This is a genomic window from Alteromonas sp. ABV4_515, from assembly GCF_056160345.1.
The window spans coordinates 177,985-203,043 of record NZ_JBSWWZ010000003.1 but is presented as its reverse complement, the minus strand read 5'-3'; the positions used below and the strand labels follow the sequence as shown (position 1 = coordinate 203,043).

Annotated in this window: 20 protein-coding genes and 2 tRNA genes; 8 read left to right on the top strand and 14 right to left on the bottom strand. The window is 47.4% G+C overall.

The annotated features are described in order from the left end of the window. Positions 1-37: 37 nt before the first annotated feature. Both ACXAGX_RS08605 and ACXAGX_RS08600 read left to right on the top strand, forming a co-directional pair. On the top strand, positions 38-1,024 hold the full coding sequence (locus ACXAGX_RS08605) for a zinc-dependent alcohol dehydrogenase family protein (RefSeq protein ID WP_474837761.1): 987 nt from the start codon (positions 38-40) through the stop codon (positions 1,022-1,024). A gap of 11 nt (positions 1,025-1,035) precedes the next feature. Further along, the gene (locus ACXAGX_RS08600; protein ID WP_474817952.1) at positions 1,036-1,839 is read left to right on the top strand and encodes an SDR family NAD(P)-dependent oxidoreductase; all 804 of its coding nucleotides are present in this window, start codon (positions 1,036-1,038) and stop codon (positions 1,837-1,839) included. 2 nt (positions 1,840-1,841) lie between these two features. Here the strand turns inward: ACXAGX_RS08600 and nth are convergent, their stop codons facing one another. The 9 genes from nth to ACXAGX_RS08555 all read right to left on the bottom strand — a co-directional run bounded on the left by nth (position 1,842) and on the right by ACXAGX_RS08555 (position 8,644). Then, on the bottom strand, positions 1,842-2,474 hold the full coding sequence (gene nth, locus ACXAGX_RS08595) for an endonuclease III (RefSeq protein WP_474817953.1): 633 nt from the start codon (positions 2,472-2,474) through the stop codon (positions 1,842-1,844). Between the two features lie 9 nt (positions 2,475-2,483). Then, positions 2,484-3,176 carry an electron transport complex subunit E gene (locus tag ACXAGX_RS08590; protein ID WP_070123653.1) on the bottom strand — a complete coding sequence of 231 codons (693 nt, stop codon included), beginning with the start codon at positions 3,174-3,176 and terminating at the stop codon, positions 2,484-2,486. Beyond that, positions 3,173-3,817, bottom strand: a complete 645-nt coding sequence (gene rsxG / locus ACXAGX_RS08585) for an electron transport complex subunit RsxG (protein ID WP_474837760.1) — start codon at positions 3,815-3,817, stop codon at positions 3,173-3,175. Before rsxG ends, ACXAGX_RS08590 begins: the two co-directional genes overlap by 4 nt. After that, positions 3,817-4,890, bottom strand: coding sequence for an electron transport complex subunit RsxD (gene rsxD, locus ACXAGX_RS08580; protein WP_474837758.1), 1,074 nt, complete (start codon positions 4,888-4,890; stop codon positions 3,817-3,819). The genes rsxG and rsxD overlap by 1 nt, the downstream gene beginning before the upstream one ends. After that, entirely contained in the window at positions 4,890-7,124 is a 2,235-nt protein-coding gene (rsxC, locus tag ACXAGX_RS08575; protein WP_474838105.1) for an electron transport complex subunit RsxC, read from the bottom strand. Before rsxC ends, rsxD begins: the two co-directional genes overlap by 1 nt. A 5-nt stretch (positions 7,125-7,129) precedes the next feature. Next, positions 7,130-7,699 carry an electron transport complex subunit RsxB gene (gene rsxB / locus ACXAGX_RS08570; RefSeq protein WP_474837756.1) on the bottom strand — a complete coding sequence of 190 codons (570 nt, stop codon included), beginning with the start codon at positions 7,697-7,699 and terminating at the stop codon, positions 7,130-7,132. After that, a complete protein-coding gene (rsxA, locus tag ACXAGX_RS08565; RefSeq protein ID WP_070123658.1) occupies positions 7,699-8,280 on the bottom strand; it encodes an electron transport complex subunit RsxA in 582 nt (193 codons plus the stop codon). The genes rsxB and rsxA overlap by 1 nt, the downstream gene beginning before the upstream one ends. A gap of 188 nt (positions 8,281-8,468) precedes the next feature. Beyond that, positions 8,469-8,545, bottom strand: a tRNA-Asn gene (locus tag ACXAGX_RS08560). Between the two features lie 22 nt (positions 8,546-8,567). Next, a tRNA-Asn gene (locus tag ACXAGX_RS08555) sits at positions 8,568-8,644 on the bottom strand. 1,122 nt (positions 8,645-9,766) lie between these two features. On the opposite strand from ACXAGX_RS08555, the gene ACXAGX_RS08550 reads away from it, so the two are divergent. The 3 genes from ACXAGX_RS08550 (at position 9,767) to ACXAGX_RS08540 (ending at position 14,189) form a co-directional block, all read left to right on the top strand. Beyond that, entirely contained in the window at positions 9,767-11,074 is a 1,308-nt protein-coding gene (locus tag ACXAGX_RS08550) for an MATE family efflux transporter (protein WP_474838103.1), read from the top strand. After that, positions 11,074-13,092 (top strand): excinuclease ABC subunit UvrB, encoded by a 2,019-nt coding sequence (gene uvrB / locus ACXAGX_RS08545; protein WP_474837754.1) that lies wholly within the window; start codon positions 11,074-11,076, stop codon positions 13,090-13,092. The genes ACXAGX_RS08550 and uvrB overlap by 1 nt, the downstream gene beginning before the upstream one ends. Positions 13,093-13,262: 170 nt before the next feature. Further along, positions 13,263-14,189: a LysR family transcriptional regulator gene (locus ACXAGX_RS08540; RefSeq protein ID WP_474817958.1), complete on the top strand. Its 927-nt coding sequence runs from the start codon at positions 13,263-13,265 to the stop codon at positions 14,187-14,189. 107 nt (positions 14,190-14,296) lie between these two features. Here the strand turns inward: ACXAGX_RS08540 and ACXAGX_RS08535 are convergent, their stop codons facing one another. Genes ACXAGX_RS08535 through queC form a run of 3 tightly spaced genes read right to left on the bottom strand, consistent with a single transcriptional unit; the run spans position 14,297 to position 18,716 of the window. Continuing rightward, entirely contained in the window at positions 14,297-17,392 is a 3,096-nt protein-coding gene (locus tag ACXAGX_RS08535) for a DUF748 domain-containing protein (RefSeq protein WP_474837752.1), read from the bottom strand. Positions 17,393-17,452: 60 nt separating this feature from the next. Then, the gene (locus ACXAGX_RS08530; RefSeq protein WP_474837750.1) at positions 17,453-18,037 is read right to left on the bottom strand and encodes a DUF2780 domain-containing protein; all 585 of its coding nucleotides are present in this window, start codon (positions 18,035-18,037) and stop codon (positions 17,453-17,455) included. A gap of 19 nt (positions 18,038-18,056) precedes the next feature. Continuing rightward, a complete protein-coding gene (gene queC / locus ACXAGX_RS08525) occupies positions 18,057-18,716 on the bottom strand; it encodes a 7-cyano-7-deazaguanine synthase QueC (protein WP_474837748.1) in 660 nt (219 codons plus the stop codon). 117 nt (positions 18,717-18,833) lie between these two features. On the opposite strand from queC, the gene queE reads away from it, so the two are divergent. Beyond that, entirely contained in the window at positions 18,834-19,484 is a 651-nt protein-coding gene (gene queE, locus ACXAGX_RS08520; RefSeq protein ID WP_474837746.1) for a 7-carboxy-7-deazaguanine synthase QueE, read from the top strand. Between the two features lie 17 nt (positions 19,485-19,501). Next, complete coding sequence (locus ACXAGX_RS08515) at positions 19,502-20,371, top strand: type 2 periplasmic-binding domain-containing protein (RefSeq protein ID WP_474817963.1); 870 nt, start codon at positions 19,502-19,504, stop codon at positions 20,369-20,371. Positions 20,372-20,460: 89 nt separating this feature from the next. Here ACXAGX_RS08515 and asnB read toward each other — a convergent pair whose 3' ends face one another. Then, positions 20,461-22,134 (bottom strand): asparagine synthase B, encoded by a 1,674-nt coding sequence (asnB, locus tag ACXAGX_RS08510; protein WP_474817964.1) that lies wholly within the window; start codon positions 22,132-22,134, stop codon positions 20,461-20,463. A gap of 281 nt (positions 22,135-22,415) precedes the next feature. Continuing rightward, positions 22,416-24,080 carry a M28 family metallopeptidase gene (locus ACXAGX_RS08505; RefSeq protein WP_474837745.1) on the bottom strand — a complete coding sequence of 555 codons (1,665 nt, stop codon included), beginning with the start codon at positions 24,078-24,080 and terminating at the stop codon, positions 22,416-22,418. A 72-nt stretch (positions 24,081-24,152) separates the two neighbouring features. On the opposite strand from ACXAGX_RS08505, the gene ACXAGX_RS08500 reads away from it, so the two are divergent. Then, positions 24,153-25,007, top strand: coding sequence for a DUF3025 domain-containing protein (locus ACXAGX_RS08500; RefSeq protein WP_474837743.1), 855 nt, complete (start codon positions 24,153-24,155; stop codon positions 25,005-25,007). The last annotated feature ends 52 nt before the right edge of the window (positions 25,008-25,059 follow it).

Genomic DNA, 25,059 nt, shown 5'->3' with positions numbered 1-25,059 from the left:
AGCTTAAACATGAACAGAGCGTAACCGGAGAGTCAAAATGAGAGCAATGGTAGTTAACAAATTTGGTGGACCAGAGGTATTTGAACTTAAACATGTCGGCAAACCAGAAGTGAAACCGATGCATGTGTTGGTGAATATAAAAGCCACAAGTGTGAATACCGTGGACACAATGATCCGTCAAATGGGCAGCGAGTTACCTTTGTCCCCTTCAGCGCCTGCTATTTTGGGAATGGATTTCGCCGGAATAGTAGAAGAAGTGGGCGATGGCGTGACAGATTTCAAAATAGGAGATGAAGTGTATGGGTGTGCTGGTGGGCTTGCTGATCTGCCCGGGACATTAGCAGAATATATCGCTGCGGATTTTCGACTTATAGCTAAAAAGCCAGGGAATTTATCCATGGAACAAGCTGCCGCACTGCCATTAGTGGGTATTACTGCTTATGAAGGGCTAACCCGTGCGGGTGTTAAACAAGGCCAAAAAGTGCTGGTGCATGGTGGCTCAGGAGGTGTTGGTCACGTAGCGCTTCAACTTGCAAAATATTTTGGCGCTGAGGTTTATTCAACAGGAGGGGGAGATGTGCAGCTAGCTCTTATCAGTAAGTTAGGTGCCACCGCTATAAATTATAAAACAGAAGACGTAGCCGAATATGTAGAAAAATATACTAAAGGAATTGGCTATGATGTTGTATTCGACTCGGTTGGTGGTGAAAACATGCTGAACTCGTTTGAGGCGACTGCTTTAAACGGACACATTGCCACAACTGTTGCAATGCTTGACTTAGATTTATCGTTAGCTCATTTCAAAGGTTTGTCTTTGCATGTGGTATTTATGCTGATACCTATGCTCCACAATGTAAATCGGGAAGATCACTCTGACATACTTAAGGAGCTAGCCCGAATTGTTGAAGCGGGAGAGCTTGAAGTTGTTCTGGACAGTCAATCATTTTCACTAAATGAAGCGGGAAAAGCACATGAACGATTATCTAGTGGAAAAGCCATGGGCAAAGTTGTGATCAGCGTGTGAAGAGGGATGAAATGAAAACCATATTAATCACAGGTGCGACAGATGGCATTGGTCTAGAAACCGCGCAGATATTGGCTGGTTTAGGACACAACCTGGTTATTCACGGACGAAATGCAGACAAGCTGAAAAAGACTCACAAATTGCTATTAGAGATTGCTCCAAATATTGAAATAGACACTTATAAGGCTGACCTCTCAGACTTTTATCAAGTGGCGCAGTTAGTGGACAATATAAAAAAATGTCATCAATCGCTAGATATTATTATCAACAATGCAGGCGTATTCAAGACGGATAAGCCTGTTAGCGGTGTCGGGGTGGATGTAAGGTTTGTCGTTAATACGATTAGCCCTTTCATCATCACCAAAGGGTTACTGCCAGTGCTAAAAGATAATGGGAGAATTATTAATTTGTCATCTGCTGCACAAGCGCCGGTCAACCTCGAAGCTATGCGAGGGAGTTTGACGATTACAGATGACTTTCAGGCTTATGCTCAAAGTAAATTGGCCATTACTATATGGTCACAAGAGTTAGCCCATGAACTAAAGTCAGACCAGGTTGTATTAGCGGTTAACCCCGGTTCATTATTGGCTAGTAAAATGGTTAAAGAAGGTTTTGGTTTGGCAGGAAACGATATCGGGATCGGTGCTGAAATATTAGTTAAAGCATCGCTCTCTGATAAGTTTGCAGAAAGCTCCGGCCGGTATTTCGATAACGATTCTAAAACGTTTTCAGTGCCTCACGTTGATGCTGCAAATTCAGAGAAGAATAAAGCGTTAATGACAATTTTGGAAAGCTTCTACACCCAATTTGGATAAAACTACCCGGTTTTATCCTTAAACTCACACAAGTCTTCAATAATACAGGAACCGCAGCGGGGTTTGCGGGCGATACAGGTATAACGGCCGTGCAGGATCAGCCAGTGGTGAACGTCGACCTTAAATTCTTTTGGGACCACTTTAAGCAGCTTTTCTTCCACTCGGTCTACATTCTTGCCCATGGCGAATTTGGTGCGATTGGATACCCGGAAAATGTGGGTGTCGACAGCAATCGTGGGCCAGCCGAAGGCGGTATTGAGCACCACATTAGCGGTTTTTCTACCAACGCCAGGTAATGCCTCTAGCGCTTCGCGGCTTTCTGGCACTTCACCGTTATGTTTCTCAACGATAATTTTACTGAGCTTGTGTACGTTCTCGGCTTTCGCATTGTACAGGCCGATGGTTTTAATGTATTCCTTTAAGCCATCTACACCTAAATCAGCAATGGCTTGTGGCGTATTGGCGACGGGGAATAGCTTAGCTGTGGCCTTATTCACGCCCACGTCTGTAGCCTGTGCAGACAGGGTTACCGCAACCAGCAATTCAAATGGGGTAGTAAAATTGAGTTCGGTGGTCGGGTGGGGATTCGCATCCCGCAGGCGGGTGAGTATTTCCCGTCTTTTTGTATTATTCATAGCGCAACATTAACTTTCAGCGGTTACCCTGATACGGGTAACGGTTTTCGTTTCAGGCTGTTGTCTCGCGGCCAGGCGAGCATCGATAACATTCTTCACGGCAATCAGTAATCCCATGCCAAGAAAGGCACCTGGCGGCAGTATAGCCAATAAAAATGGCTGCTCTGTATCAAACAACGTGATGGTCCAGTTAGTCGCAATACTGCCAAAAAGCCGATCTGCACCGGCAAGCAGCGTGCCTGAGCCCAACGCCTCTCGCATGCCGCCTAAAACCATTAGCACGGCAGTAAAACCGGCGCCCATCATCAGCCCATCTACCGCTGCAGGCAGAACCGCATTTTTCGACGCATAGGCTTCGGCACGGCCGATGATGGCGCAGTTGGTTACGATGAGCGGAATAAAGATACCCAGTGTGAGATAAAGCTCGTAGGTAAACGCATTCATTAATAACTGAACAATGGTCACAAATGCGGCAATGACCATGACAAATACCGGGATACGGATTTCGTTACGCACGATGTTGCGTACCAGGCTCACGGTAACATTTGAACCAATGAGCACCAGCATGGTGGCAAGACCAAGCCCCAGGCCATTAATAACGGTAGCGGTCACCGCCAATAAAGGGCATAAGCCCAGTAGCTGCACTAGCGCTGGATTATTTTTCCACAGACCTTCAACGGTGAGCTCTTTTAATTCGCTCATTTTGCGTCTCCTGTCGGTACGGCACAATTAGATGGGGCCGAAAATAGCATTTCTTGATTGGCTTTCACGTACAATAATGAGGCTTTCACGGCGCCAACAACGGCCCGGGGCGTAATGGTAGCACCGGTGAATTGATCGAATTCGCCACCGTCTTTTTTCACTCGCCATTTTCCAAGATTATCAGCCTCAAAATGTTCACCATTGAAGCTGGTGATCCAATTGCTCACCGCCAGTTCAATTTTGTCGCCTAACCCGGGTGTTTCCTGATGTTCCACCGCACGCACACCGAGTACAGTGAGTTCAGTATTCACACCAATCACCAAATCGATGTCACCGCTATATCCGTCTGGTGCGGTGGCTTCAATAACGAGTGCCGAGGGAACGCCATTTAGTCGGCCACGATACACGCGGTGCTGACTATCAGCGTTACCCAGCATGGGATCTGACACAATTGTACAGTCGGCATACAGTTCATTGTCATGGGTGGCCTGAGGCACAACTTCATTAAGGATAGACAGCAAACGCTGTTGTCTTTGCTGTTCAATGCGCGTTTCAGTGCCGTAAAACGTGACACCGATGAGACCTGTTGTTACCAGCGCAAACGCGCCAAGCATTACCCCATTTTTAAGTATGGTGTTCATTATTGCTTACCCCGCGAATAGCCATAAGTGCGCGGACGGGTATAGTAATCGATGAGCGGTACTGCCATGTTCATGATGATAACGGCAAAAGCCACGGCGTCCGGGTAGCCACCGAAAGTACGGATTATTACTATCCAGAAACCAATCAGAGCACCGAAAACCAGACGTCCTTTTTGTGTGGTAGACGCTGATACCGGGTCGGTGGCGATAAAAAATGCACCGAATAAAACGCTACCGTTTAGTAAGTGAAACAACGGCGATGCGTAAATGTCTGGATTAATGAGGTGCATGAGCAGTGCACAAATGATGACGCTTAGCATCATGCTACCGGGAATATGCCAACTGATCACTTTCAGCCGCAATAACAGCAAGCCGCCTAGCGCGTACGCGAGGCCAACCCATGACCAACCCGCCGCGGCACTGTCTGCAACACCGCTATTGAACAACCCCGAATTTAGTAATTCAGAATAGGTTTGTGACTGCGTTAAACCCGTTTTAACGTAATCGAGAGGGGTGGCCGACGTGATGCCGTCTATCGTTGTTTTTACCTGCGTAATATCCATTCCATCCACGGAGAAGCCGGTAAAAATCAAACTTAACGTGTCAGCAAAATTCAGTTGTGTTGCCTGTAACGAGACCGGGGGAAGCCACTGCGTCATTGCCGCCGGGAAAGACACCAGCAACACAACGTATGCAATCATTGCCGGGTTAAAGAGGTTGTAACCCAGTCCACCATAAAGTTGCTTCACGATGGCAATGGCAAAGAAGGTGCCAATCACTGTCATCCACCAAGGTAAGGTGGGAGGAATACTCACTGCCAGTAAACAGGCTGTGAGTACAGCGCTGTAATCGCTGAGGTTGCGTATAACGGATTTATTCCGCAACGCGAGAATAGCGGCCTCGGTTACAATCGCGGTAATAAGGGCAATAGCAGCCTGAATCATTACACCCCAGCCAAAAAAGTACAGTTGACAGGCAACGCCTGGCAGCATGGCATAGAGCACCAGACGCATCACCTGTCCGGTATCCCGTTTGGCGCGTAGGTGAGGGGAGCTAGATAAGGTTAATTTCATTAGGCTTTATTCTCGTTTTCTTTCTGTGCCTTCTTGGCCTTTGCCTTGGCGACTGCGGCGGCGATACGCTTTTTCTTTGCCTCTGCGGCGCTGTCTTCAGCACTTACATCAGGATTATGTGGCACAGGAGCCTGCTCACTTTCTTCTACCGGTTTCGTTGCTGGTGCTGAAGTGTCTGACTGAGGTGCGGATTGCTGTTCGGCCTCTCTCGCCGCTTTCTTCGCCTTGGCACGGGCAACAGCGGCGGCCACCGCGGCCTTTTTATCGCTAACTTCATTATTAGGCGCAGGGCTGGCTTCTGGCTGCGGCGTGGAATCTTTCTGCTGTTGAACAGCTTCAGCTGCGGGCGAGCCAGCCTCCCGCGCGGCCTTTTTGGCTTTGGCGCGTGCGACGGCGGCAGCCACGGCCGCTTTACGATCGTTCGCTGGTGCTGTTGCTGGCGCTGGTGAATCTGCGGGAGTCACAACTTGGTCAGAAGGGGTCTCTGCTGTTTCAGCATTCTGCGCAGCCTTTTTCGCTTTTGCCCTTGCAATAGCGGCGGCAACGGCAGCTTTCTTATCACCAGCGGGCTTCTCACTGGCCTGGGTCGCGTCCGCTGTTGTTGCTTCCGCTTTTTCTACGGAAGCTTTTTCGCCTGTCGCTTGAGCAGCCTGTGCGGCCTTTCTCGCTTTTGCCCGAGCCAGTGCAGCGGCGACTTTATCTTTCGCCGGATCGGCTGTTGCATCGGCCGCTTTTCTCGCTGGCTTTTCAGCCGCGGCTAATCTGGCTTCTTTAGCTTTGCGATGCTTCTCTTCTCGCTCTGCTTTTTCTTGTTCAAGCCGGGCTTTACGGGCTTCAAAACGCTCTTTGGCTTTTTCCGATTTTGCTTTTTCGTCGAGTTCGAGGCGAATATCGGCCTTTGCTTTACGGTAATAATGCACCAGTGGAATTTCACTGGGACACACATAGGCGCAGGCACCACATTCAATACAGTCGAAAAGATTGTATTCCTGAGTTTTGTCGTATTCGCGGGCCTTACTGTGCCAATATAATTGCTGGGGCAATAAGGTTGCAGGGCAGGCATCGGCACAAGCGCTACAGCGAATACATGCCCGTTCGTCTTCGCCTTGCGTCAGTTCATGGGTTTCAGGAACCAGTAGGCAATTGGTGATTTTAACCACTGGCACTGCTGCGTCATTTAGGGTAAAGCCCATCATTGGCCCGCCCATAATCACTTGCGGTGTTTTTTGTTTATCCGCTAAATACCCCGCCTGAGACAATAAATGATTCACTGGCGTACCAAGGCGGGTACGGTAGTTGCCAGGGCGTTTTACTGCTTTACCCGTTACCGTGACAATCCGTTCAATGAGTGGCTTGCCAAATGAAATGGCATCATTGATTGCATGACAAGTACCTACGTTGAACATGGTAACGCCAATATCCAGCGGCAGGCCTTTTCGTGGTACTTCACGACCTGTCACCACTTGAATAAGTTGCTTCTCGCCGCCAGCCGGATACTTTGTCTCGATGCTCACTACTCGGACATGAGGGCGTGAAACCACCTGTTTTCGAATGGCGTCCAGTGCTTCTGGCTTGTTATCTTCAATAGCAAAAACCACACATTTAGGTTTTAGCAAATAGCTGAGGATATCGATGCCAGAGAGAATACTTTCTGCATGCTCTCGCATTAGGCGATCATCAGAGGTGATGTAGGGCTCACACTCCGCACCGTTGATAATGAGGAATTCAACCTCGTTATTCGCTGATGCTTTGATATGAGTGGGGAAACCTGCACCGCCCATACCTGAAATTCCTGCGTCGCAAAGCTTTTCAATCAGGGCTGTTTTATCAAGCGCGGTGTAATCGTCGCATGGGGAAAGTGGTGCCCAGATGTCCTGGCCATCGGCTTTCAGCACCACGCAAAGTTCGTTTAGACCACTGGGGTGCGCGGCAACATGCTGCGTAATGTCGGTAACAACACCGGAAGTCGGTGCGTGTACCGGTACTGAAAAAGGCTGATTACTTTGCGTAAGGGGTTGGCCTTTCATGACCTTATCGCCCACACGCACAAGCAGGGTACCGTCTGTCCCAATATGCTGTCGTACGGGAATAACAAATTCGTTTGCTAGCGGCAGATCGGCAATCTGTGTCTGATTCGATAGCGCTTTGTGGTCCTGAGGATGAACACCCCCTGGAAAAGTGGCAAGTTGGCCTTTATCCAGTCGTGAAACGACGTCTTCAAATTCCGGGAACATCACGCTTAAGACACCATCTTTATCGGAATATCGCCCTTAGGCGTTTTATCAAAATCCCATTTCCAGGACGCTGGTGTTACCTCCACAGGTAACATATCAATACAGTCTACCGGACAGGGATCAACGCATAAGTCACAGCCTGTACATTCTTGGGTTAATACGGTATGCATTTGCTTCGCAGCACCCACGATGGCATCAACGGGGCAGGCTTGAATACATTTCGTGCAGCCAATGCATTCGTCTTCGCGAATAAAGGCGACTTTTTTAACGTCTTCCTCGCCATGAGCAGCATCCAGTGGCTTCGCTTCTTTACCCGTTAAATCGGCAAGTTTTTTGATGGTTGATTCACCACCTGGTGGACATTTATTGATGTCATCACCATTGGCAATCGCTTCGGCATACGGGCGGCAGCCGGGATAACCACATTGGCCGCATTGCGTCTGCGGGAGTACTTCATCGATTTGTTCTACTAGCGGATCGGCTTCTACTTTGAATCGAATGCTTGCATAGCCAAGTAACAAGCCAAATGCAGCGGCTAAGACACCTATGGCGATAAGGGCAATAGATACTGTCATTATAGTTTCACCAGACCGGTAAAGCCCATGAATGCTAACGACATTAACCCAGCGGTAACCATCGCTATTGACGCACCTTTGAACGCTACCGGTACATCTGCAGCGGCGAGGCGTTCACGCATGGCTGCGAATAAAATAAGTACCAGCGAAAAGCCAACGGATGCGCCGAAGCCATATATTAAGCTTTCTACAAAGTTATGTTGTTCGGTGAGGTTTAACAAAGCGACACCTAATACTGCACAATTGGTAGTGATAAGCGGGAGAAAAATACCGAGCAGGCGATACAAGGTGGGGCTGGTTTTGTGCACCACCATTTCTGTGAACTGCACCACTACAGCAATTACCAAAATAAAGGCAAGGGTGCGAAGATAGCCAATTCCTAATGGTGCTAGCAGGTAAGTTTCTACGAGGTAACTGGTTACGGAGGCAAGCGTAAGAACAAAGGAGGTGGCCATCGCCATACCAATAGCGGTTTCTAGCTTGCCAGACACACCCATGAACGGGCAGAGACCCAGGAATTTAACCAGAACGAAATTGTTTACAAGTACTGTGCCCACTAAGAGCAACAAGAAATCTGTCATAGTAAAGTTGCGGACGCGAATCTATGGTTTGAAATAAAACACTCAGGCTACTGCCTGTCAGGTGGCGTATTATCGCTTTTTGTCGCGTGATTAACAACTTAATACAAAAGAATAATGGTAATCTTAAAATGAATAATTTGAGAGAATTTAAAGAGGGGAGGGAATTATAAATCGAATTAAGAGAAATTTGGCTCCCCCTCCCCGACTCGAACGGGGGACCTGCGGATTAACAGTCCGTCGCTCTAACCAACTGAGCTAAGGGGGAACCGAAATTGACATTGAAAAGTTGGCTCCCCCTCCCCGACTCGAACGGGGGACCTGCGGATTAACAGTCCGTCGCTCTAACCAACTGAGCTAAGGGGGACCTGCCTTTCAACGGGGCGGAATATTAATGACGTAATCGGTTACTGTCAACAAACGTTTTGAAGATTTTTTACTGTTCGCTCAAAAAATAACTTTTTTAATGCTTTTCAGTCAAAAAAGCATCAAAGCGATTAAAAAACGCACTTGAAGAAACCCAGTTAAGGTAGGTTGTTGAAAATAAAGTCAGAATTTTGACAAGGCAAAGTCTAAAAATATTGGATTAAATGCTTATAACTATTTTTTAGTCATAAGTATGAAATGAATATGAAAAAGACTTTGACTACTGTATTAAAGTACAGTTATTAATAGAAGTGTAACGTTGTTCAGGCAATTCTAAGGTTAGTCTTCACTTACATAAAATGATGCGGGATCGGCACAAATACCCGAGAATACTGGCCTTTAGCCAGTTATCCACTAAATCTGTGGATAACTATGTTGATAGGTGGGCTTTTAGTTTAATTATTCAGCGATTGTTGTGCTTAATTAAGCCTGGTGTCTTACGCGGATATCTTGGTATTTTATTTATTATCAATGGCTTACTTTAAAAGATCTAAGTGCGTAGACTATTTGATCTGATTTGTACAGACATTAACAAACTTGTGTGTTAATTCGCTAGTCGCGCTTAATAAGCCATCAGTATTTTGACACCTGAGCATAAACTTAACGCTAATTTAACATTTTGTACGATTCAACCGTTTACGGTTTATCGGGATAATCGGGTCAAAAGCCTGACTAGCACTGTCAAAATGCTGTCATCTGAGTGTCACAGAATTACAAACCGAGATCTCATACGATTGTTGTAGTAATAAAGGTAACTTTTGCCGCTTAACCCCGCCGCCGGGAAGATATGATGCTCTGAGAAGATTAAACCTCTATGCCGATTGTATCGCCCATACGAAACCTGGCATTTAGAGACATCACGATGGCGTATATAAACAGTGACTGATTAAATCCCATATAGTCGTGCAAGCGGGGAGGCAGTCAAGTAAACTGAATGGCTAACTGCTCTAACACCATTAATCCTTCTGGATTGATTTTTATTGAGACTGATGTGACAGATTCGAAAAAAAATGTGCGTGCTACAAGTTTAACAGAAGGTGATGTTGGCACCATTTTGAAGCGCATGACCATTCCGATGATTCTGGGAATGATCATGATGATGAGCTTCGGCTTGGTGGATACCTTCTTTGTCAGTTTGCTGGGAACGGAGCCCCTGGCAGCAATTAGTTTTACTTTTCCGGTAACGTTTACCGTGATTAGTTTGAATATTGGCTTAGGCATTGGAACCTCCGCCATAATCGGTAAGCTTCAGGGCAGCGGCAACCTGGAAGAATCTAGGGAATATGCGACTAGCTCACTGATGTTGTCATTTTCATTGGTCGGCGGGTTAGCCGTTATCGGTTATCTTACCATCGATCCTATCTTTGCCTTACTTAATGCCGATGCGTCGTTAATGCCACTCATTCACGACTATATGACATTATGGTATCTCTCCAGCGTGTTTCTGGCTTTGCCGATGGTGGGTAACAGTGTATTACGCGCCAGTGGCGATACCCGTACGCCGAGTATTCTAATGGCTGTAGGAGGCGGACTTAACGCTGCACTTGATCCTATCTTTATCTTTGGGGTTGGCCCCATTCCGGCCATGGGAATAGAGGGAGCGGCCCTGGCAACCTTACTCGCTTGGATTGTGGGAGCAGTATGGATTATTTGGTATTTGGCGGTAAGAAAACAGTTAATGGTGCCGCGCTTGCTTACGTTCAGTGAATTAAAGAAAAGCGCGCTGCCGGTTTTACGTATAGGTTTGCCTGCTGCCGGTGCTAACATGTTAACCCCCATTGCCGGTGGTGTAATGACGGCGGTGGTGGCAAATTATGGTGCTGAGGCCGTGGCTGCATGGGGAGTCGGTAACCGGCTCGAATCGATAGCCTCTATTGTCATTTTGGCGTTATCAATGACGCTGCCGCCCATTATCAGCCAAAATGTGGGAGCCAGTTTATATGATAGAGTGGAAGCGTCTTATCGCCTGACACTGAAATTTGTCGTTTTCTGGCAATTGCTGGTGTTCGCCATTCTGTGGCTTTTATCGGACTGGATCGCTACCTCGTTTGCCGAAGAAGCAGAAGTGGCATCTTTAATTCACTTATTTTTAATGATTGTACCGTTGGGATATGGCTTTCAAGGCATCATTATATTAACGAATTCATCATTAAACGCGATGCACCGCCCGATGGCGGCGTTGGTGCTCAGTTTCATCCGATTATTTATCTTCTACGTACCAGTATCCTATGCGGCCAGCCTGTTCTTCGGACTCAATGGCCTATTCTGGGGCGTAGTGGTTGCCAATCTGTGTATGGCAACGGTGTCCTATATTTATTTCAACCGGGCGTTGTCTGAACATCGTCAGGAACCAGGAGAGCAAACAGCATAATGAGTAGAGGCTTTGAACTGCAATCCAAATATCAGCCAGCGGGCGACCAGCCAAAAGCGATAGAAGCGCTGGTTGATGGGCTTGAAAGCGGCCTGGCGAGTCAGACATTATTGGGGGTGACTGGCTCCGGTAAAACCTTCGCCATGGCCAACATCATTAAGGATGTGCAGCGTCCTACGCTCATTCTTGCTCACAACAAAACGCTGGCAGCACAGTTATATGGCGAAATGAAAGAGTTTTTCCCCAATAACGCGGTGGAATATTTTGTTTCGTATTACGATTATTATCAGCCAGAAGCTTATGTGCCGAGTACCGATACTTTCATTGAGAAAGATGCTTCGATAAATGATCACATTGAGCAAATGCGGCTATCTGCTACTAAGGCGCTAATGGAGCGTCGAGACGTAGTTATTGTGGCCAGTGTGTCGGCCATTTATGGCTTGGGCGACCCCGAATCCTATATGAAAATGTTGTTGCACCTGCGCCAGGGTGACACCATGGATCAGCGTGACATTCTGCGTCGTTTGGCAGAGTTGCAATATAAGCGCAATGATTTGGCGTTTGAACGAGGTACATTCCGCGTGCGCGGTGATGTGATTGATATCTTCCCGGCAGATTCTGAGAAGCAGGCGGTGCGGGTTGAGTTGTTTGATAGCGAAATCGAGAAAATCAGCTTGTTTGATCCGCTCACCGGCGCGGTGGATAAATCCGTGGTACGGGCAACGGTATTTCCGAAAACCCATTATGTGACACCCAGAGAAAAAATCCTCAATGCCATTGAAGATATCAAAGAAGAACTGAAAGGGCGCAAAGCGCAGTTACTGGAGAGTAATAAGTTACTAGAGGAACAACGGATTTCTCAACGTACTCAGTTCGATGTAGAAATGATGATGGAATTGGGTTATTGCTCGGGTATTGAAAACTACTCACGTTACCTCTCGGGTCGTGCGCCGGGCGAGCCGCCTCCTACCTTGTTGGATTATTTTCCTGCCGATGGTTTGATGTTTATCGACGAGTCACACGTAACCGTATCGCAGATTGGCGCTATGTATAAAGGCGACCGCTCGCGAAAAGAAACGCTGGTTGAATTCGGCTTTCGTTTGCCTTCGGCCCTGGATAACCGGCCACTGAAGTTCGAAGAATTTGAACAGATCTCCCCGCAAACGATTTACGTGTCTGCCACCCCGGGTGATTATGAACTGAAAAAATCCGACGGCGAGATTGTCGAGCAGGTAGTACGTCCTACCGGTTTGCTAGACCCAATCATTGAGGTGCGCCCTGTAGCGACACAGGTAGACGACGTTTTATCTGAAATCCATAAACGTGTGGCGCTAGACGAACGCGTGTTGATCACCACGTTGACGAAACGGATGGCGGAAGATTTGAGTGAATACCTGAATGAACACGGCGTTAAAGTACGATATCTGCATTCAGATATCGACACCGTTGAACGTATCGAGATCATCCGCGATTTGCGTTTAGGGAAATTCGACGTACTGGTTGGTATCAACCTGTTACGGGAAGGTTTGGATATGCCAGAGGTTTCTCTGGTGGCTATTTTAGATGCCGACAAAGAAGGTTTCCTGCGTGCAGAGCGCTCGCTGATCCAGACTATCGGTCGCGCAGCTCGACACGTTAATGGTAAGGCTATCATGTACGCGGACGTGATCACCAAGTCGATGAAAAAAGCCATCGACGAAACCGATCGTCGCCGTGCAAAGCAACAAGCACACAACAAAGCTCATGGGTTAACGCCTCAGCGGCTGAACAAACCCATCACTGATATTATGGATCTCGGTGGTGACGGTGCCCAACCTGCTTCTGGTAAAGTTAAACTGCGCAAAGTTGCAGAGAAGAAGAAAGAGCTGCAGGCTGCCAGTGCCACCGACTTGATGTCTCAAATTGCAGATTTGGAGAAGAAAATGTTCGAATATGCGCGAGAGCTTGAGTTCGAAAAAGCCGCGTCGACCCGGGATGAAATTGAGACCTTGCGTAAACAAGTCGTCGCCATTTCTTAAGGGTTTTATCCTTCCTACACGCCCTTATAAACCGCTTTTTATGTTTCAGTTTGATTAAAAAGCGGTTTATCGCTAAGAAACTTGCAAAATAGCGTTGTAATCCCCGTGACAGTTACATATTATGATTCTAAAGTATTCATAACTATACCTATAAGTTCAGGGATTGCGCCATGTTGAATCGTTTACAAGAATCAGACATTAAATTGCTAAGGGTTTTTTATGCGGTAGCCAGTTGTAACGGATTTACTGCTGCAGAACCTGTATTAAGAATGCAGCGTCCGAATATTAGTGCTGCAATCAAAAAGCTCGAAGAACGTTTAGATTTGGTACTGTGTCATCGCGGCCGTGGTGGTTTTCAGATGACCAAAGAAGGTGAGGTGGTTTTCCAGGAAACAAAGCGCATCTTTAATGCTTTCGATAACTTCGTCTTTAACCTTAAATCCCTTCACGACGACTATTCTGGTCATGTCACACTGGTTATGATGGCGGGTCTGCCACTCTCTATGCACCTGGCTGTTAGTAAAGCAGTGAAAAGTACGATGAAGAAGTTCGACGACATTCACGTAAACATTCAGACCCGTCTTTACAACGAGGTAGAGCATGTTGCGCTGTCTGGTGAATGCCACCTGGTTATTTCTACTTACGATATGGTGAAACCTGAGTCTGTTACCTTCCATCCTGTGGGCGTTAACTGTACTGGACGTTTGTACTGCTCACCAACGCATTCGCTGGCAAAATACCGCGATGTTTCGTTACCGGAAGATATCAAGATTAGCGATTATCCTGCGATAGGTATTTCTGGTTTGTCTTCGGCGAACTATATCGAAGATGATCAACGTTTGGCGATTCAGACTTTTTCTGATTCATTTGAAGCGGCGTTGTCAGCCATTATGACCGGCGAGTACATTGGTTTGCTGCCAGATTATATTGCCAAAGAGCAGGGCGCTAGTTTAGGTCTTGTGCCAATTGCGAAGGGTAGCTTGTTCAATTTCGAACACGAACTGTTCGTAATGAACGGCAAAAACACTCGTCTCAATCCGGTTCTGCGTCATTGTATTAAAGAGCTCGGTTATTTTATTTCTGAAAGTCAGAAGTAAAAATCGCAAATTAATAAAAAAGCGGGAAGTGTTATCACTTCCCGCTTTTTTTTGTTGTTAGGACAAGCTAGCTTATCCGATGGGATGCGCTAAAGCCCGCGCAGCGCCTAGTCTGCTTTCAAGGTTAACAATGCGCTGCTGGTTTTTGCTTTTAGGTGCTGACTGCTGTTTAGCAGGAAAAGCCTGCTGGCTTTGATATCAGCTTCATTTGCAAGAAACACCTTCACGGCTTTCGCCCGTTCTGCTGCCAACGCAAATAAATCTCCGTCAGTTATTACTACCTGGTTTCTCAGTTGATTGTACATGGCGATGTGCAAAGCGCGGGTCACTTCATTTTCTTCGGGCGGGGTGTCTTTCCCTTGCTGGAGTTGTGCGCGAAGGGTTTCACGCTCGGTTTCCACTGTATGCCCAGTGCGTTCACTAAACAATTGCGCTACCGCTTGCGCCAGTGGTCCTTCAAGAGGTATTTCGCTGGCAGAAAAGTTGTCAGGCAAGCTTTCTAGGCCTGCTGTTTTCATCAAATCACTGTTCAGACGATCGATTTTCATCTGCCTGGTATCATTCACTTCGTTCACCGTGCCTTCAATGCTTAAGCGAAGTCCGGGTCGCTGTCTCAGAGCATCTGCCAGGGTTTTTAGTTTCTCAGTTGCGGCGGTATTTACGGTGACGCTACCGGCAGAGAAGTCGACTTCGTTGAGTTCATCTTCATCACTTCCGACAAGGTTAGCCAGGAATGAAAAGGGGGCGGTTACCGCTTTTTTGATGATGTTCCCCAGTGCATTGAAAATGATCGAACCGAAGCTAAACGCGGGGTTATCCAAATCACCAGAGACTTCCAGGCCCAAATCAATCACACCATCGCTATCTTGAAGTAGCGCGACGGCAAGGCCAAGGGGAAGACTCAACGCCTGCTCGGAATCACTTTTTCGACCTAACGTGAGCTGATCAATAACCGCATGGTTATCGCCCTCTAGCTGGTTATTTAGAAGCTTGTATTCAACATCCAGCGACAACAGACCGGCATCAATGTAGTAACCCATGTAGGTACCGGCGTAAGGGTTTACTGAGGTCAGTTCAGCACCACTTACAGAGAAATTAAGATCAAGGAAGATATCTTCCAACAGCGGGTTCAGTGCGCCTTTCAACGATACCGGGGCGTAATTATCGATCTTGCCTTCAATATCGACTTTGGCCGCGGTGCCAGAGCGGGAATATAAGTCGGAAATCGATCCATTTAAAGATTCAATACCAGAAGCAAAGCGGGGAGTGAGAGAGTTATCTGCAAAATAGGCACTGCCATTTTGGATGTCGATACTGTTTATTTTTACTAGCAGCGGCGTGGTTTTATCTACGACGGCTTCACTTTGCGCTTGTTCTACTTGCTCACTGGTCGCGGACTCTGCTGCGTTCGTGTCGGTACTGTCACTTTTGATAATTGCCCCTATATTAGTGCGGCGCTGTTCATCAATTAGCAGTTTACCGTAGGGCGCTGTGAGCGCGATATTATCCACAAGCAGTTCGTTATCGTCGCTGCTATAACGAATGCCAGATACTTGCATGTCCTGCCATTTAAGTAAGGGTTCAAAATGCAGGCCGTCCAGAATGTCCAGTGACGTAATGCCCGCACTACCGTCAAACAGAATACTGCCTTCCTTACTCGCTTTAAAATGCCCCTGAGCCGTTGCAGCACCTTCCGTTAAAGACACATTGGCGTATGGTGCGATGTAAGGCTGAAATTGACTCAGGTTAAGGTTTTCAAGTGAAAAATCACCGTTGAAGCTGAGGGTATTGATATCTGCCTCGCCCGAGGTTGAAAGGGTACCGGCATGGTCTTGCGGCACGTTATCTGGGTCACCGGCAATACCAAACCCAATTTCGTACTTTATGGGTTGACTGAAATCAGACTGTATTGCCCCCGTCATAACATCTAGCTGACTGACTCGCCAATTTACTGACTCCGCAATGTGTTTTTCTGCCAGTTGAAGATCACCGTCGCGAAGAGAAAAAGCATTCAGTGTAACGAGCCAGTTATTGGCGGAGGTGTCAGCATCTGAGGTGGGCGAACTCTGTGATGGTGCGCCAGGCGATGTGGCGTTTTTTAAGCGAGGCGTAAATATAGCAACTAAATCTACATTACCTTCGTTATAAACCCCGTTTACTGTAGGGCGCGCGACTGTTAATGATTCAATATCGACCCGAGTACTGGCCGTGTCCATGGCCAGCCCTTTCAAAGCAATTTCATCGACGGTGACTCTTTCTTTTTCACTGTCTGATAGTGCCAGTTGAGATAAGGTCAGGTTACCATTTCCTGCTTTCAAATTGATGCCATCGGCTGTTTCGGCAAGACGGTACTGTACATTGAAATTTAATCGTCCACTGCTGAGTCTGGCCTCAATAATGTCTTCAGATAACGGCCACAAAGGCGGCAGGTTGATATTGTTTAGCCTGATTTGTCCGGCAACTTCGAGTGGTGCCAACTGGAACAAACCATCGAAATGAAACTTGCCCCCATCGTCGGATTCAATATCTAACCGGTAACGATTTTTCAGTGCGTTTTGTTCAACTTTCTCCGGTTGCAACGAAATGGTGGAGTGCGTATCGAGGTTAGCGAGGTCCAGATCTAAATCAGGATACGACAAGGTTGCACCGGTAACCTTGTCGGCTAATTCAATATGTCCCTTTTGAAGATGAAACGCGTCCAATCGAATATGTGGAACAGCGGTTTGCTGTAATGATTGCTGGGATGCTTGCTGCTCTGGCTCGCGGTTTTTTGCCAGGTGGTCGAGGATGTCAGAGAAATTAAAGCGAGTATCTTCTCCCTCATCCAAGCGTTCAACTTTTGAATAGAGCGCTATCAGGAAAACATGTTCAACGGTTGGCGTAAACGACGTGAGGGTACGCCAAAACCCAATATCTGCTTCTAATAGGTCGAACTTAACAAAGGTATCATCGCTCCTGTCTTCGGCAATAGCAAAGCCCGACACTCGGGCCCGTAATAAAAAGGGATTAATGCCAATTTTATCGATACTGACCTGCCTTCCCAATGTTTCAGATAACGACGACGGCAGTTGAGATTGTAAGACGAGTGGTGTGATAGCCCCCACCAACAGTGCATAAAGCAGGTAGGCGAGTATCAGATAAGTGCTAAACCGAAGCCAACGAGGAAAGCGGGAAAATGCGGTAGTCAGATTTTTCAGAGCCATGATAACGAGATTGCCAGGTTAAGGAGATAGCGGGACTCATAGGCAGCCCCGCAGAATGCGTTAAAGATTGCTAACTAATTTATCCAGACCACTGCGGAATAAAGATTGGGTCTGTTGGCCTTCTTCTGATTGTAAATATGTGCTTATTTGACTGACAAAACTGCTGATCATTTCTGGCGTCAGCCCCAGTGCTTCAAATTGATTTTTAAGATCGTTAATCGACTTCATCGAACCACTGTATTCGGAAGCTTTATTTAACAATCCGGACAAAGAAGTAGATTTACCAGACGTTGAGCCTTCAGTGGTTGTCTCAGGTACCATGCTCATTAAGCTGTCCAGGCCCGGTAAGCTGTCAGACAATGACGAGAAATCACCGGAAGATAAATTTCCCTTAACATAGTTAAACACAGACGCAATACCACCTTGCGACTGTGCTTCCGTTACGCCCAGGTTTTCTGAAACGCTGCTAACCAGCCCCATAATATCTGTACCTTGTAAATCCATTAGCGCAGACGTGGTCGCAGTGGATTCGGCGGGTTTCTTACTATTCAGTAAACCGGACAATGTTTGTTGATTCACACCCGCATAGGCGTGCGATGACATCACCAGTGATACGGTAATAGCGGCGATTGATAATGCTTTCATACATTACTCCTGTTAATGATTAGGCTTCGTATGCCAGCGGGTCAGTAGCCTGATTTTCACGGAATGCTTCAAGACGCTCCTGACAAGCACCACATTTTCCGCAGGCTTTTTCCCTGCCGTTATAGCAAGTCCAGGTTTTTCCGTAATCCAGTCCCATCTGCAAACCCGCCGTAAGAATAGCGGTTTTGCTTACCTTGAGGTAAGGCGTCACAATTTCAACGGCCTCGTAGTTAGCAATAGCGCATACATCATTCATTTTTTCAACGAATTCGGGACGACAGTCCGGATAAATGGCATGATCGCCTGAGTGGGCACCGTAATATACCTTGGAAGCTTCTTCACTTACTGCGTAGCCTACAGCCAGTGAAAGCAGGATCATATTACGATTGGGCACCACGGTGGTCTTCATTGATGGCTCTTCATAATGACCTTCTGGTACATCAATGTCGTCGGTTAATGCAGAGCCACCGACCAAAGCGTTAATCGCTGAAATATCAACGATTTTGTGTGGCACGTTTAATTCATCACAAACACGGGCTGCATACTCAAGCTCCTTTTTATGACGTTGTCCGTAATTGAATGACAGCGCATACGGTTTTTTCCCATCGGCAAGGGCTTTATGCAGCACGGTAAATGAATCCATGCCGCCGGAATAGATAACAATGACTTTTTCAGACATAAGTTTCGTTTTTTTCGCGAAAAGATGCCTGAATTCTATTTGATTCTTGGTAAAATCCCAACCTGAATACACCACAGGACCACCACATTGCCGCAAACTCAGCTAAAAATTAATGAAATGTTTGAAACCATCCAAGGCGAAGGGGTGCAAACCGGTGTGCCGTCTATCTTTGTCCGCCTTCAGGGATGCCCTGTGGGATGCCCATGGTGTGACACTAAACACACCTGGACCCTGGACGACGCATTTCTAACTTCTGCCGATGCGGTGTTAGACAAAACACAGGAAAGTGAAGCGTTCTTCGCCTGCACTGACGACGCGCTATTGGAAATATTTGCGCAGCGCGGCTTTAACGCACGCCATGTTGTGATCACTGGCGGTGAGCCCTGTATGTACGACTTAACCTCGGTGACATCACTGCTGCATGCGCGCGGCTTCACCACGCAAATTGAAACAAGCGGTACCTTCGAGGTGCTTTGCCATGAGGATACCTGGGTAACGGTGTCGCCCAAAGTCGATATGAAAGGCGGCATGAAGATTCTGACCAGCGCATTGCAACGGGCTAACGAAATTAAACATCCGGTGGCCATGCAAAAGCATGTGGATGAGTTAGATGCACTGTTGGCGCGTTTAGGTGACGCGCAACCGGCGCACGTTTGTTTGCAACCCATTAGTCAGCAGCAACGTGCAACCGATTTGGCGATTGCGACTTGTATTGCTAGAAACTGGCGTTTATCGTTACAAACACACAAATACATCGGTATCGAGTAAAGGGAAGGATGTCGCTTATGCGCAAGTGGTTCGCAGTCTCACTGCTGTTATTAAGCATTAATGCGCAGGCCGCGTTATGGTCTATTACCTATCCTCGACCTATAGACGACAAAGATTTACGTACCGAATATCCACTGGCGTTGTTAACCCTGGCGCTGGAAAAGACCGGTGTGAAGTACAGTTTGTTGCCCTCCGACCGTATCATGCTGCAGGGGAAGGCGCTTCGCCAGTTGCGTGAAAATCGCGAAGTGAATGTGGTTTGGAGCATGACTGACAGTCAGCGAGAAAAAGATCTTCTCCCAATTCGTATTCCATTGGCCAAAGGGTTAATTGGCTGGCGTGTATTCCTCATCAACGACATGAGCGAGGCACGATTTACCAAAGAGATGAGCAAAAATGATTTGCTCAAACTGGTACCTATTTCAGGTGAAGAATGGCCAGATACCAAAATTTTGCAGGCAAACGGCTTTAATGTTTTTACCGTTCCGTCTTATGGTAATGCGGCTGAAGTGCTCGAAACCCACAAGGCTGATTTTTTTCCTCGATCGGTAATGGAAGTGCTTAATGAGCTGAATGCCGATACCATGCCCTCGGATATCATGTTAGAGAAAAACGTCGCGATGTATTACCCCACGGCGCTGTATTTTTTCGTTAATAAAGGTAATACAACACTGGCGAGGCTAATTGAGACAGGCCTTAAAATGGCCATTGAAGATGGTTCCTTTGATGCCTTGTTTATGTCGACGTATGAAGATGCGTTAAAGCAACTGGATTTGTCGAATCGCAACACCATCGTGCTCGACAACACCTTGTTACCTGAACAAACCCCGCTGCAGGACGCTTCGCTTTGGTACAAGGCGTCTCTCGAAAACCAGGAGAATCCCTGAGAGCTCGGTCACTTATTCTTTTAATTGGTATATTGCTAATACGAAAAAGCCCGGTCAATGACCGGGCTTTGTATTTCTAGTTGTGCAACTTAGTGACTTTTGCCAGAGTGCACGTCTTTCATAGAGCGACCTGATGGGTCAGCGTTGTTCTTGAAGCTTTCATCCCACTCAAGGGCTTCAGCCGTTGAGCAGGCAATGGATTTACCGCCAGGTACACAACGCGCAGCACTTTCTTGCGGGAAGTAGCCTTCAAAGATAGTGCGGTAGTAATACCCTTCTTTCGTATCAGGCGTGTTCACCGGGAAGCGGAATTCTGACGTAGCCAGTTGCTGATCAGACACTTCGGTTTCTACGAAGTCACGGATAGAGTCGATCCAGGAATAACCTACACCGTCACCGAACTGCTCTTTTTGACGCCACAGCACTTCAGCTGGCAGCGTTTTGCCATCGTCGAAGGCTTTACGCAGGATCCATTTTTCCATGCGGCCATCCACACACATTTTATCTTGTGGGTTCAGGCGCATTGCTACGTCCATGAAGTTCTTGTCGAGGAACGGTACGCGGGCTTCCACACCCCAAGCGCTGGTGGCTTTGTTCGCACGGGCACAGTCGAACATGTGCAGGCGATCCAGTTTACGCACTGTTTCTTCGTGCAGTTCTTTGGCGTTTGGCGCTTTGTGGAAATACAGGTAGCCACCGAATATTTCGTCAGAACCTTCACCAGACAGAACCATTTTGATACCCATGGCCTTGATCTTACGGGTCATCAGGTACATTGGCGTCGCGGCACGAATAGTCGTGGTATCGTAAGTTTCCAGATGATAAATAACGTCACGAATGGCATCCAAACCTTCCTGAATAGTGAAGTGGATTTCGTGGTGAACAGTACCAATCATGTCAGCTACTTGTTTCGCTGCTTTTAAGTCTGGTGCACCTTCAAGGCCAACGGCAAAGCTGTGCAGACGAGGCCACCAGGCATCAGACTTGTCTTCGTCTTCAACACGCTTAGCAACGTATTGGGCGGCAACGGCAGAAACCAGAGAGGAATCCAGACCACCAGACAGCAGTACTGCGTAAGGTACGTCAGACATCATGTGCGACTTAACGGCTTTCTCGAAAGCCACTTTCAGGTCGTCCAGGTTAGTCTCATTGTCTTTAACGGCGTCGTAGCTCATCCAGTCGCGCTTGTAGTACTTAGTCAGCTCGCCGGTTTTGCTCCACAGGTAGTGGCCCGGAGGGAATTCACTGATAGTTTTACAAATTGGCGCCAGTGCCTTCATTTCTGAGGCAACATAGAAGTTGCCATGTTCATCGTAACCGGTGTACAGCGGAATAATACCGATGTGGTCACGGGCAATCAGGTAAGCATCCTGTGCTTCATCGTAGAGGATAAAAGCAAACATACCTTCCAGTTCATCAATGAACTCAACACCTTTTTGCTCATAAAGAGGAAGAATAACTTCACAGTCCGAACGGGTCTTGAAGTCGTAAGGTGTTGCCAAATTCTGGGCAAGCTGTTTGTGGTTATAGATCTCACCGTTAACGGCCAGGATCTTATTATTATCCTGGCTGATGAGCGGCTGAGCACCAGTGTCTACATCGACGATGGCCAACCGTTCATGGCACAGGATGGTATTGTCATTATTCCAGATACCCGACCAGTCAGGGCCGCGATGACGCAGCAACTTTGTATAATCTAGCGCTTGGGTTCTGAGTTCAGACACGTCGGTCTTGATATCAAGGATACCGAAAATACCACACATAAAACGGGTTCTCTCTTGTCACTTGTTGAAAATAGGATTGTTTTTTCTGTCGGGTCGCTTAATCGCGGCCGCGGGTGAGACTTTATTGTTTTTGAAGGGTGCAAACTCCGCGTTTGTTGAATGTGCCAGTATGAGAAAAAAAAGCAAGGATTAACTTAACGGAATCGCAAATAAAGTGACGATTTTGCCATATAGGGCGGGGGAAACAGGGGAATCATGAGGCAGAATGCAAAAACGGGCCACCTTCACGATGACCCGTTTTCGTTAAACCTTAATGCGGTTTAAGGACGTTGAAATTCGCTAGTGGCATTCCACTGCGGCCAACTGTCAGCGTTGGCAACGTCATAGCCCACTTCAAACAGCAACTGGGTGTCCTGGGCAATGCCAGATAAATCCCATTCTTTACGAAACTCGTCACAAACCTGATGGTAGCAACCTTTAACAATGACATTCATGCGCTTTTTGTAATCGGCAGTGGCCGCATCCCAGGGTTCGCTACCGCCTTTAGCGTAAAGTGCCGGTACGCCTTTCTTCGCGAAGCTAAAGTGATCTGAGCGGTAGTAGTAACCGCCAGCAGGGTGTTCTTCCTGGGTAAGGTATCGGCCCTGGCGCACTGCTGCTTTTTCCAGATAGCTTTCCATTTCAGATTTGCCCATACCCACCACGCTCACGTTTTTGGTTTTACCCAATACGTTCATGGCATCCATGTTGATATTCGCAACGGTTTTATCGAGGGGAATAATTGGGTGGTCAGCATAATATTTTGAGCCCAGAAGTCCTTGCTCTTCCGCAGTGACAATGAGGAACGTCACGGAACGCGCTGGACGCGGAGACAGCTTGCTGAACGCATGTGCCATGGCAACAGCAGCGGCTGAACCGGTGGCATTGTCATGAGCACCGTTGTAAATTTGGTCGCCTTTCAGGCTTTCATCTTTACCCAGGTGATCCCAATGTGCCGTATAAATCACGTGCTCGTCGGGCTTTTCAGTGCCGGGCAGGGTAGCAATCACATTATTACTTACCGATTTCTGGAAGGTATTTTTCACCGTTACTGACGCCGTTAAGCCAAGGTCTTGATGATAAGGCCCGCTCAGTGCGGCTTTTTTCTGTTCGTCAAAATCGAGTCCGGCATCAGCAAAGACTTTCTTTGCTGCGTCCAATGTCAGCCAGCCTTCAACAGCCACACGGCTTGCGCCACCGTCTTTGGTAACCAGGCCATACTGCGGGCCGCTCCAACTGTTTGCTACCACAGACCAGCCATAAGAGGCGGGGGCAGTCTCGTGAACAATAATGGCACCCGCCGCACCCTGGCGACTGGCTTCTTCGAATTTGTAGCTCCAACGACCGTAATAGGTCATGGTGGTGCCCTGGAATTTGCCGGAATCAGGATTTTCAAAACCCGGATCATTTACCAGAATCACCACGGTTTTGCCTTTTACATCAAGGCCTTCGTAGTCGTTCCAGTCGTATTCTGGTGCATTTACACCGTAACCCACGAAAACCAGTTCAGAATCTTTCAGCTCTATCAGCGATTGTTCGCGTTTAGAGCCAGCCACCATGTCTTGTTTATACGCAAAGGCATTGTCGCCGATGGTCATAGTCATGTCTGCATCAGCAGTAATTTCCATCAGGTCAACAGGCTGTAGATAGCTGTTACCGTTACCAGGCTGGAAGCCAGCTTCTTTAAATTGGCCAACTAAGTAATCCAGGGTTTTCTTTTCTCCTGGGGTCGTAGGTAAGCGACCTTCAAACTCGTCGGAAGAAAGGGTTTTCAGCGGGCCGACAATTTCATCGGCAGTAATGCCGGCGTAAACCTGCTCGAAGGTTGATGTGGCTTCTGCTTTCGCTTCTGTAACCGGCGGTTGATCACTGCTACAAGCCGTGAGGCCCACTGTTGACAAGCCCACCATCGTTGGAACCATGAACGGCAAAAGAATTTTTTTCATTGTTAGTCTCTGTTTGCTCTACAATAACCATCCAGTATAGAGAAACCCGCCAGGCTAACCAATACATCATTTATGAATTCCACCGCAGTCTCATGGTCATCTGCCATAAATCATCCCGAGCTTGTCAGCCCTATTAAGCAATTGCTTTGTGAAACAGGTTTAACAGAAATTGCCGTTTTCCCTCAGCCAGATACACTGATGGCAGTAACAAATCACTGGCATAACGGCAATTGGTCGGGGCCGGAGTTTAAGGGCCAATCGACGTTTAGTGATGATGATGGTCGTTACTACGAGGAAATTATCTTTCAGGATAACGTGGTGCCAACCCGGGAGTCTAACTTGCATGACTTTTTTAATGCATTAATTTGGATACAATTTCCGCGTACTAAAGGATTGTTGAATCGAATGCATGTGGAAGACATTGCTGCGCATGGGGTTCATCCTCGCACACCATCGCGCAATCGTATTACCCATTTTGATGAATGTGGAGTAGTGCTTGCGGTACCAGAACGTTTGCAAGCACAAGGGCGTGAACTGGTTTATGCGCTTGCTCATCATAACTGGATTGAAGTTATGCTGGAGAAACAGGCAAGCTGGGGCGACGTGTTTTACCCATTTATTTTCGGCCACGCGAATTTAGAAATGTTACTTGAACCCTTCATCGGACTCACGGGGAAATGGCTGGCGGTGACTGTACCTGATGATTTCAATCAGATGTCTTTTCAACAGCAATGTCACGCCGTGGACACGGCGCTGTTTCAACGATTCACTCACGCAGATATTTTTTCTGCGAAAGGGCACTTACACCCATTACCGTTATTAGGTGTGCCGGGCTGGTACTCGCCGCAGAACCTAACGTTTTATCAAAATACCGATTATTTTAGGCCTCTTAATAAACAAAAAACGGTCGGGGAATTACTTCCCTGACCGCTGGGTTGATTGGTTGGTACTCGTCGAGTTCGCGCTTACTTGTAATTAG

Excerpts from the sequence above, each read along its gene's own strand:
- nth (WP_474817953.1), bottom strand. The coding sequence starts at position 2,474 with ATGAATAATACAAAAAGACGGGAAATACTCACCCGCCTGCGGGATGCG.
- ACXAGX_RS08540 (WP_474817958.1), top strand. The coding sequence starts at position 13,263 with ATGTTGAATCGTTTACAAGAATCAGACATTAAATTGCTAAGGGTTTTT.
- ACXAGX_RS08500 (WP_474837743.1), top strand. The coding sequence starts at position 24,153 with ATGAATTCCACCGCAGTCTCATGGTCATCTGCCATAAATCATCCCGAG.
- rsxD (WP_474837758.1), bottom strand. The coding sequence starts at position 4,890 with ATGAAATTAACCTTATCTAGCTCCCCTCACCTACGCGCCAAACGGGAT.
- ACXAGX_RS08515 (WP_474817963.1), top strand. The coding sequence starts at position 19,502 with ATGCGCAAGTGGTTCGCAGTCTCACTGCTGTTATTAAGCATTAATGCG.
- rsxB (WP_474837756.1), bottom strand. The coding sequence starts at position 7,699 with ATGACAGTATCTATTGCCCTTATCGCCATAGGTGTCTTAGCCGCTGCA.
- ACXAGX_RS08530 (WP_474837750.1), bottom strand. The coding sequence starts at position 18,037 with ATGAAAGCATTATCAATCGCCGCTATTACCGTATCACTGGTGATGTCA.
- uvrB (WP_474837754.1), top strand. The coding sequence starts at position 11,074 with ATGAGTAGAGGCTTTGAACTGCAATCCAAATATCAGCCAGCGGGCGAC.
- rsxG (WP_474837760.1), bottom strand. The coding sequence starts at position 3,817 with ATGAACACCATACTTAAAAATGGGGTAATGCTTGGCGCGTTTGCGCTG.
- ACXAGX_RS08605 (WP_474837761.1), top strand. The coding sequence starts at position 38 with ATGAGAGCAATGGTAGTTAACAAATTTGGTGGACCAGAGGTATTTGAA.
- ACXAGX_RS08505 (WP_474837745.1), bottom strand. The coding sequence starts at position 24,080 with ATGAAAAAAATTCTTTTGCCGTTCATGGTTCCAACGATGGTGGGCTTG.
- ACXAGX_RS08535 (WP_474837752.1), bottom strand. The coding sequence starts at position 17,392 with ATGGCTCTGAAAAATCTGACTACCGCATTTTCCCGCTTTCCTCGTTGG.
- ACXAGX_RS08600 (WP_474817952.1), top strand. The coding sequence starts at position 1,036 with ATGAAAACCATATTAATCACAGGTGCGACAGATGGCATTGGTCTAGAA.
- rsxA (WP_070123658.1), bottom strand. The coding sequence starts at position 8,280 with ATGACAGATTTCTTGTTGCTCTTAGTGGGCACAGTACTTGTAAACAAT.
- ACXAGX_RS08550 (WP_474838103.1), top strand. The coding sequence starts at position 9,767 with ATGACCATTCCGATGATTCTGGGAATGATCATGATGATGAGCTTCGGC.
- queC (WP_474837748.1), bottom strand. The coding sequence starts at position 18,716 with ATGTCTGAAAAAGTCATTGTTATCTATTCCGGCGGCATGGATTCATTT.
- queE (WP_474837746.1), top strand. The coding sequence starts at position 18,834 with ATGTTTGAAACCATCCAAGGCGAAGGGGTGCAAACCGGTGTGCCGTCT.
- ACXAGX_RS08590 (WP_070123653.1), bottom strand. The coding sequence starts at position 3,176 with ATGAGCGAATTAAAAGAGCTCACCGTTGAAGGTCTGTGGAAAAATAAT.
- rsxC (WP_474838105.1), bottom strand. The coding sequence starts at position 7,124 with ATGTTCCCGGAATTTGAAGACGTCGTTTCACGACTGGATAAAGGCCAA.
- asnB (WP_474817964.1), bottom strand. The coding sequence starts at position 22,134 with ATGTGTGGTATTTTCGGTATCCTTGATATCAAGACCGACGTGTCTGAA.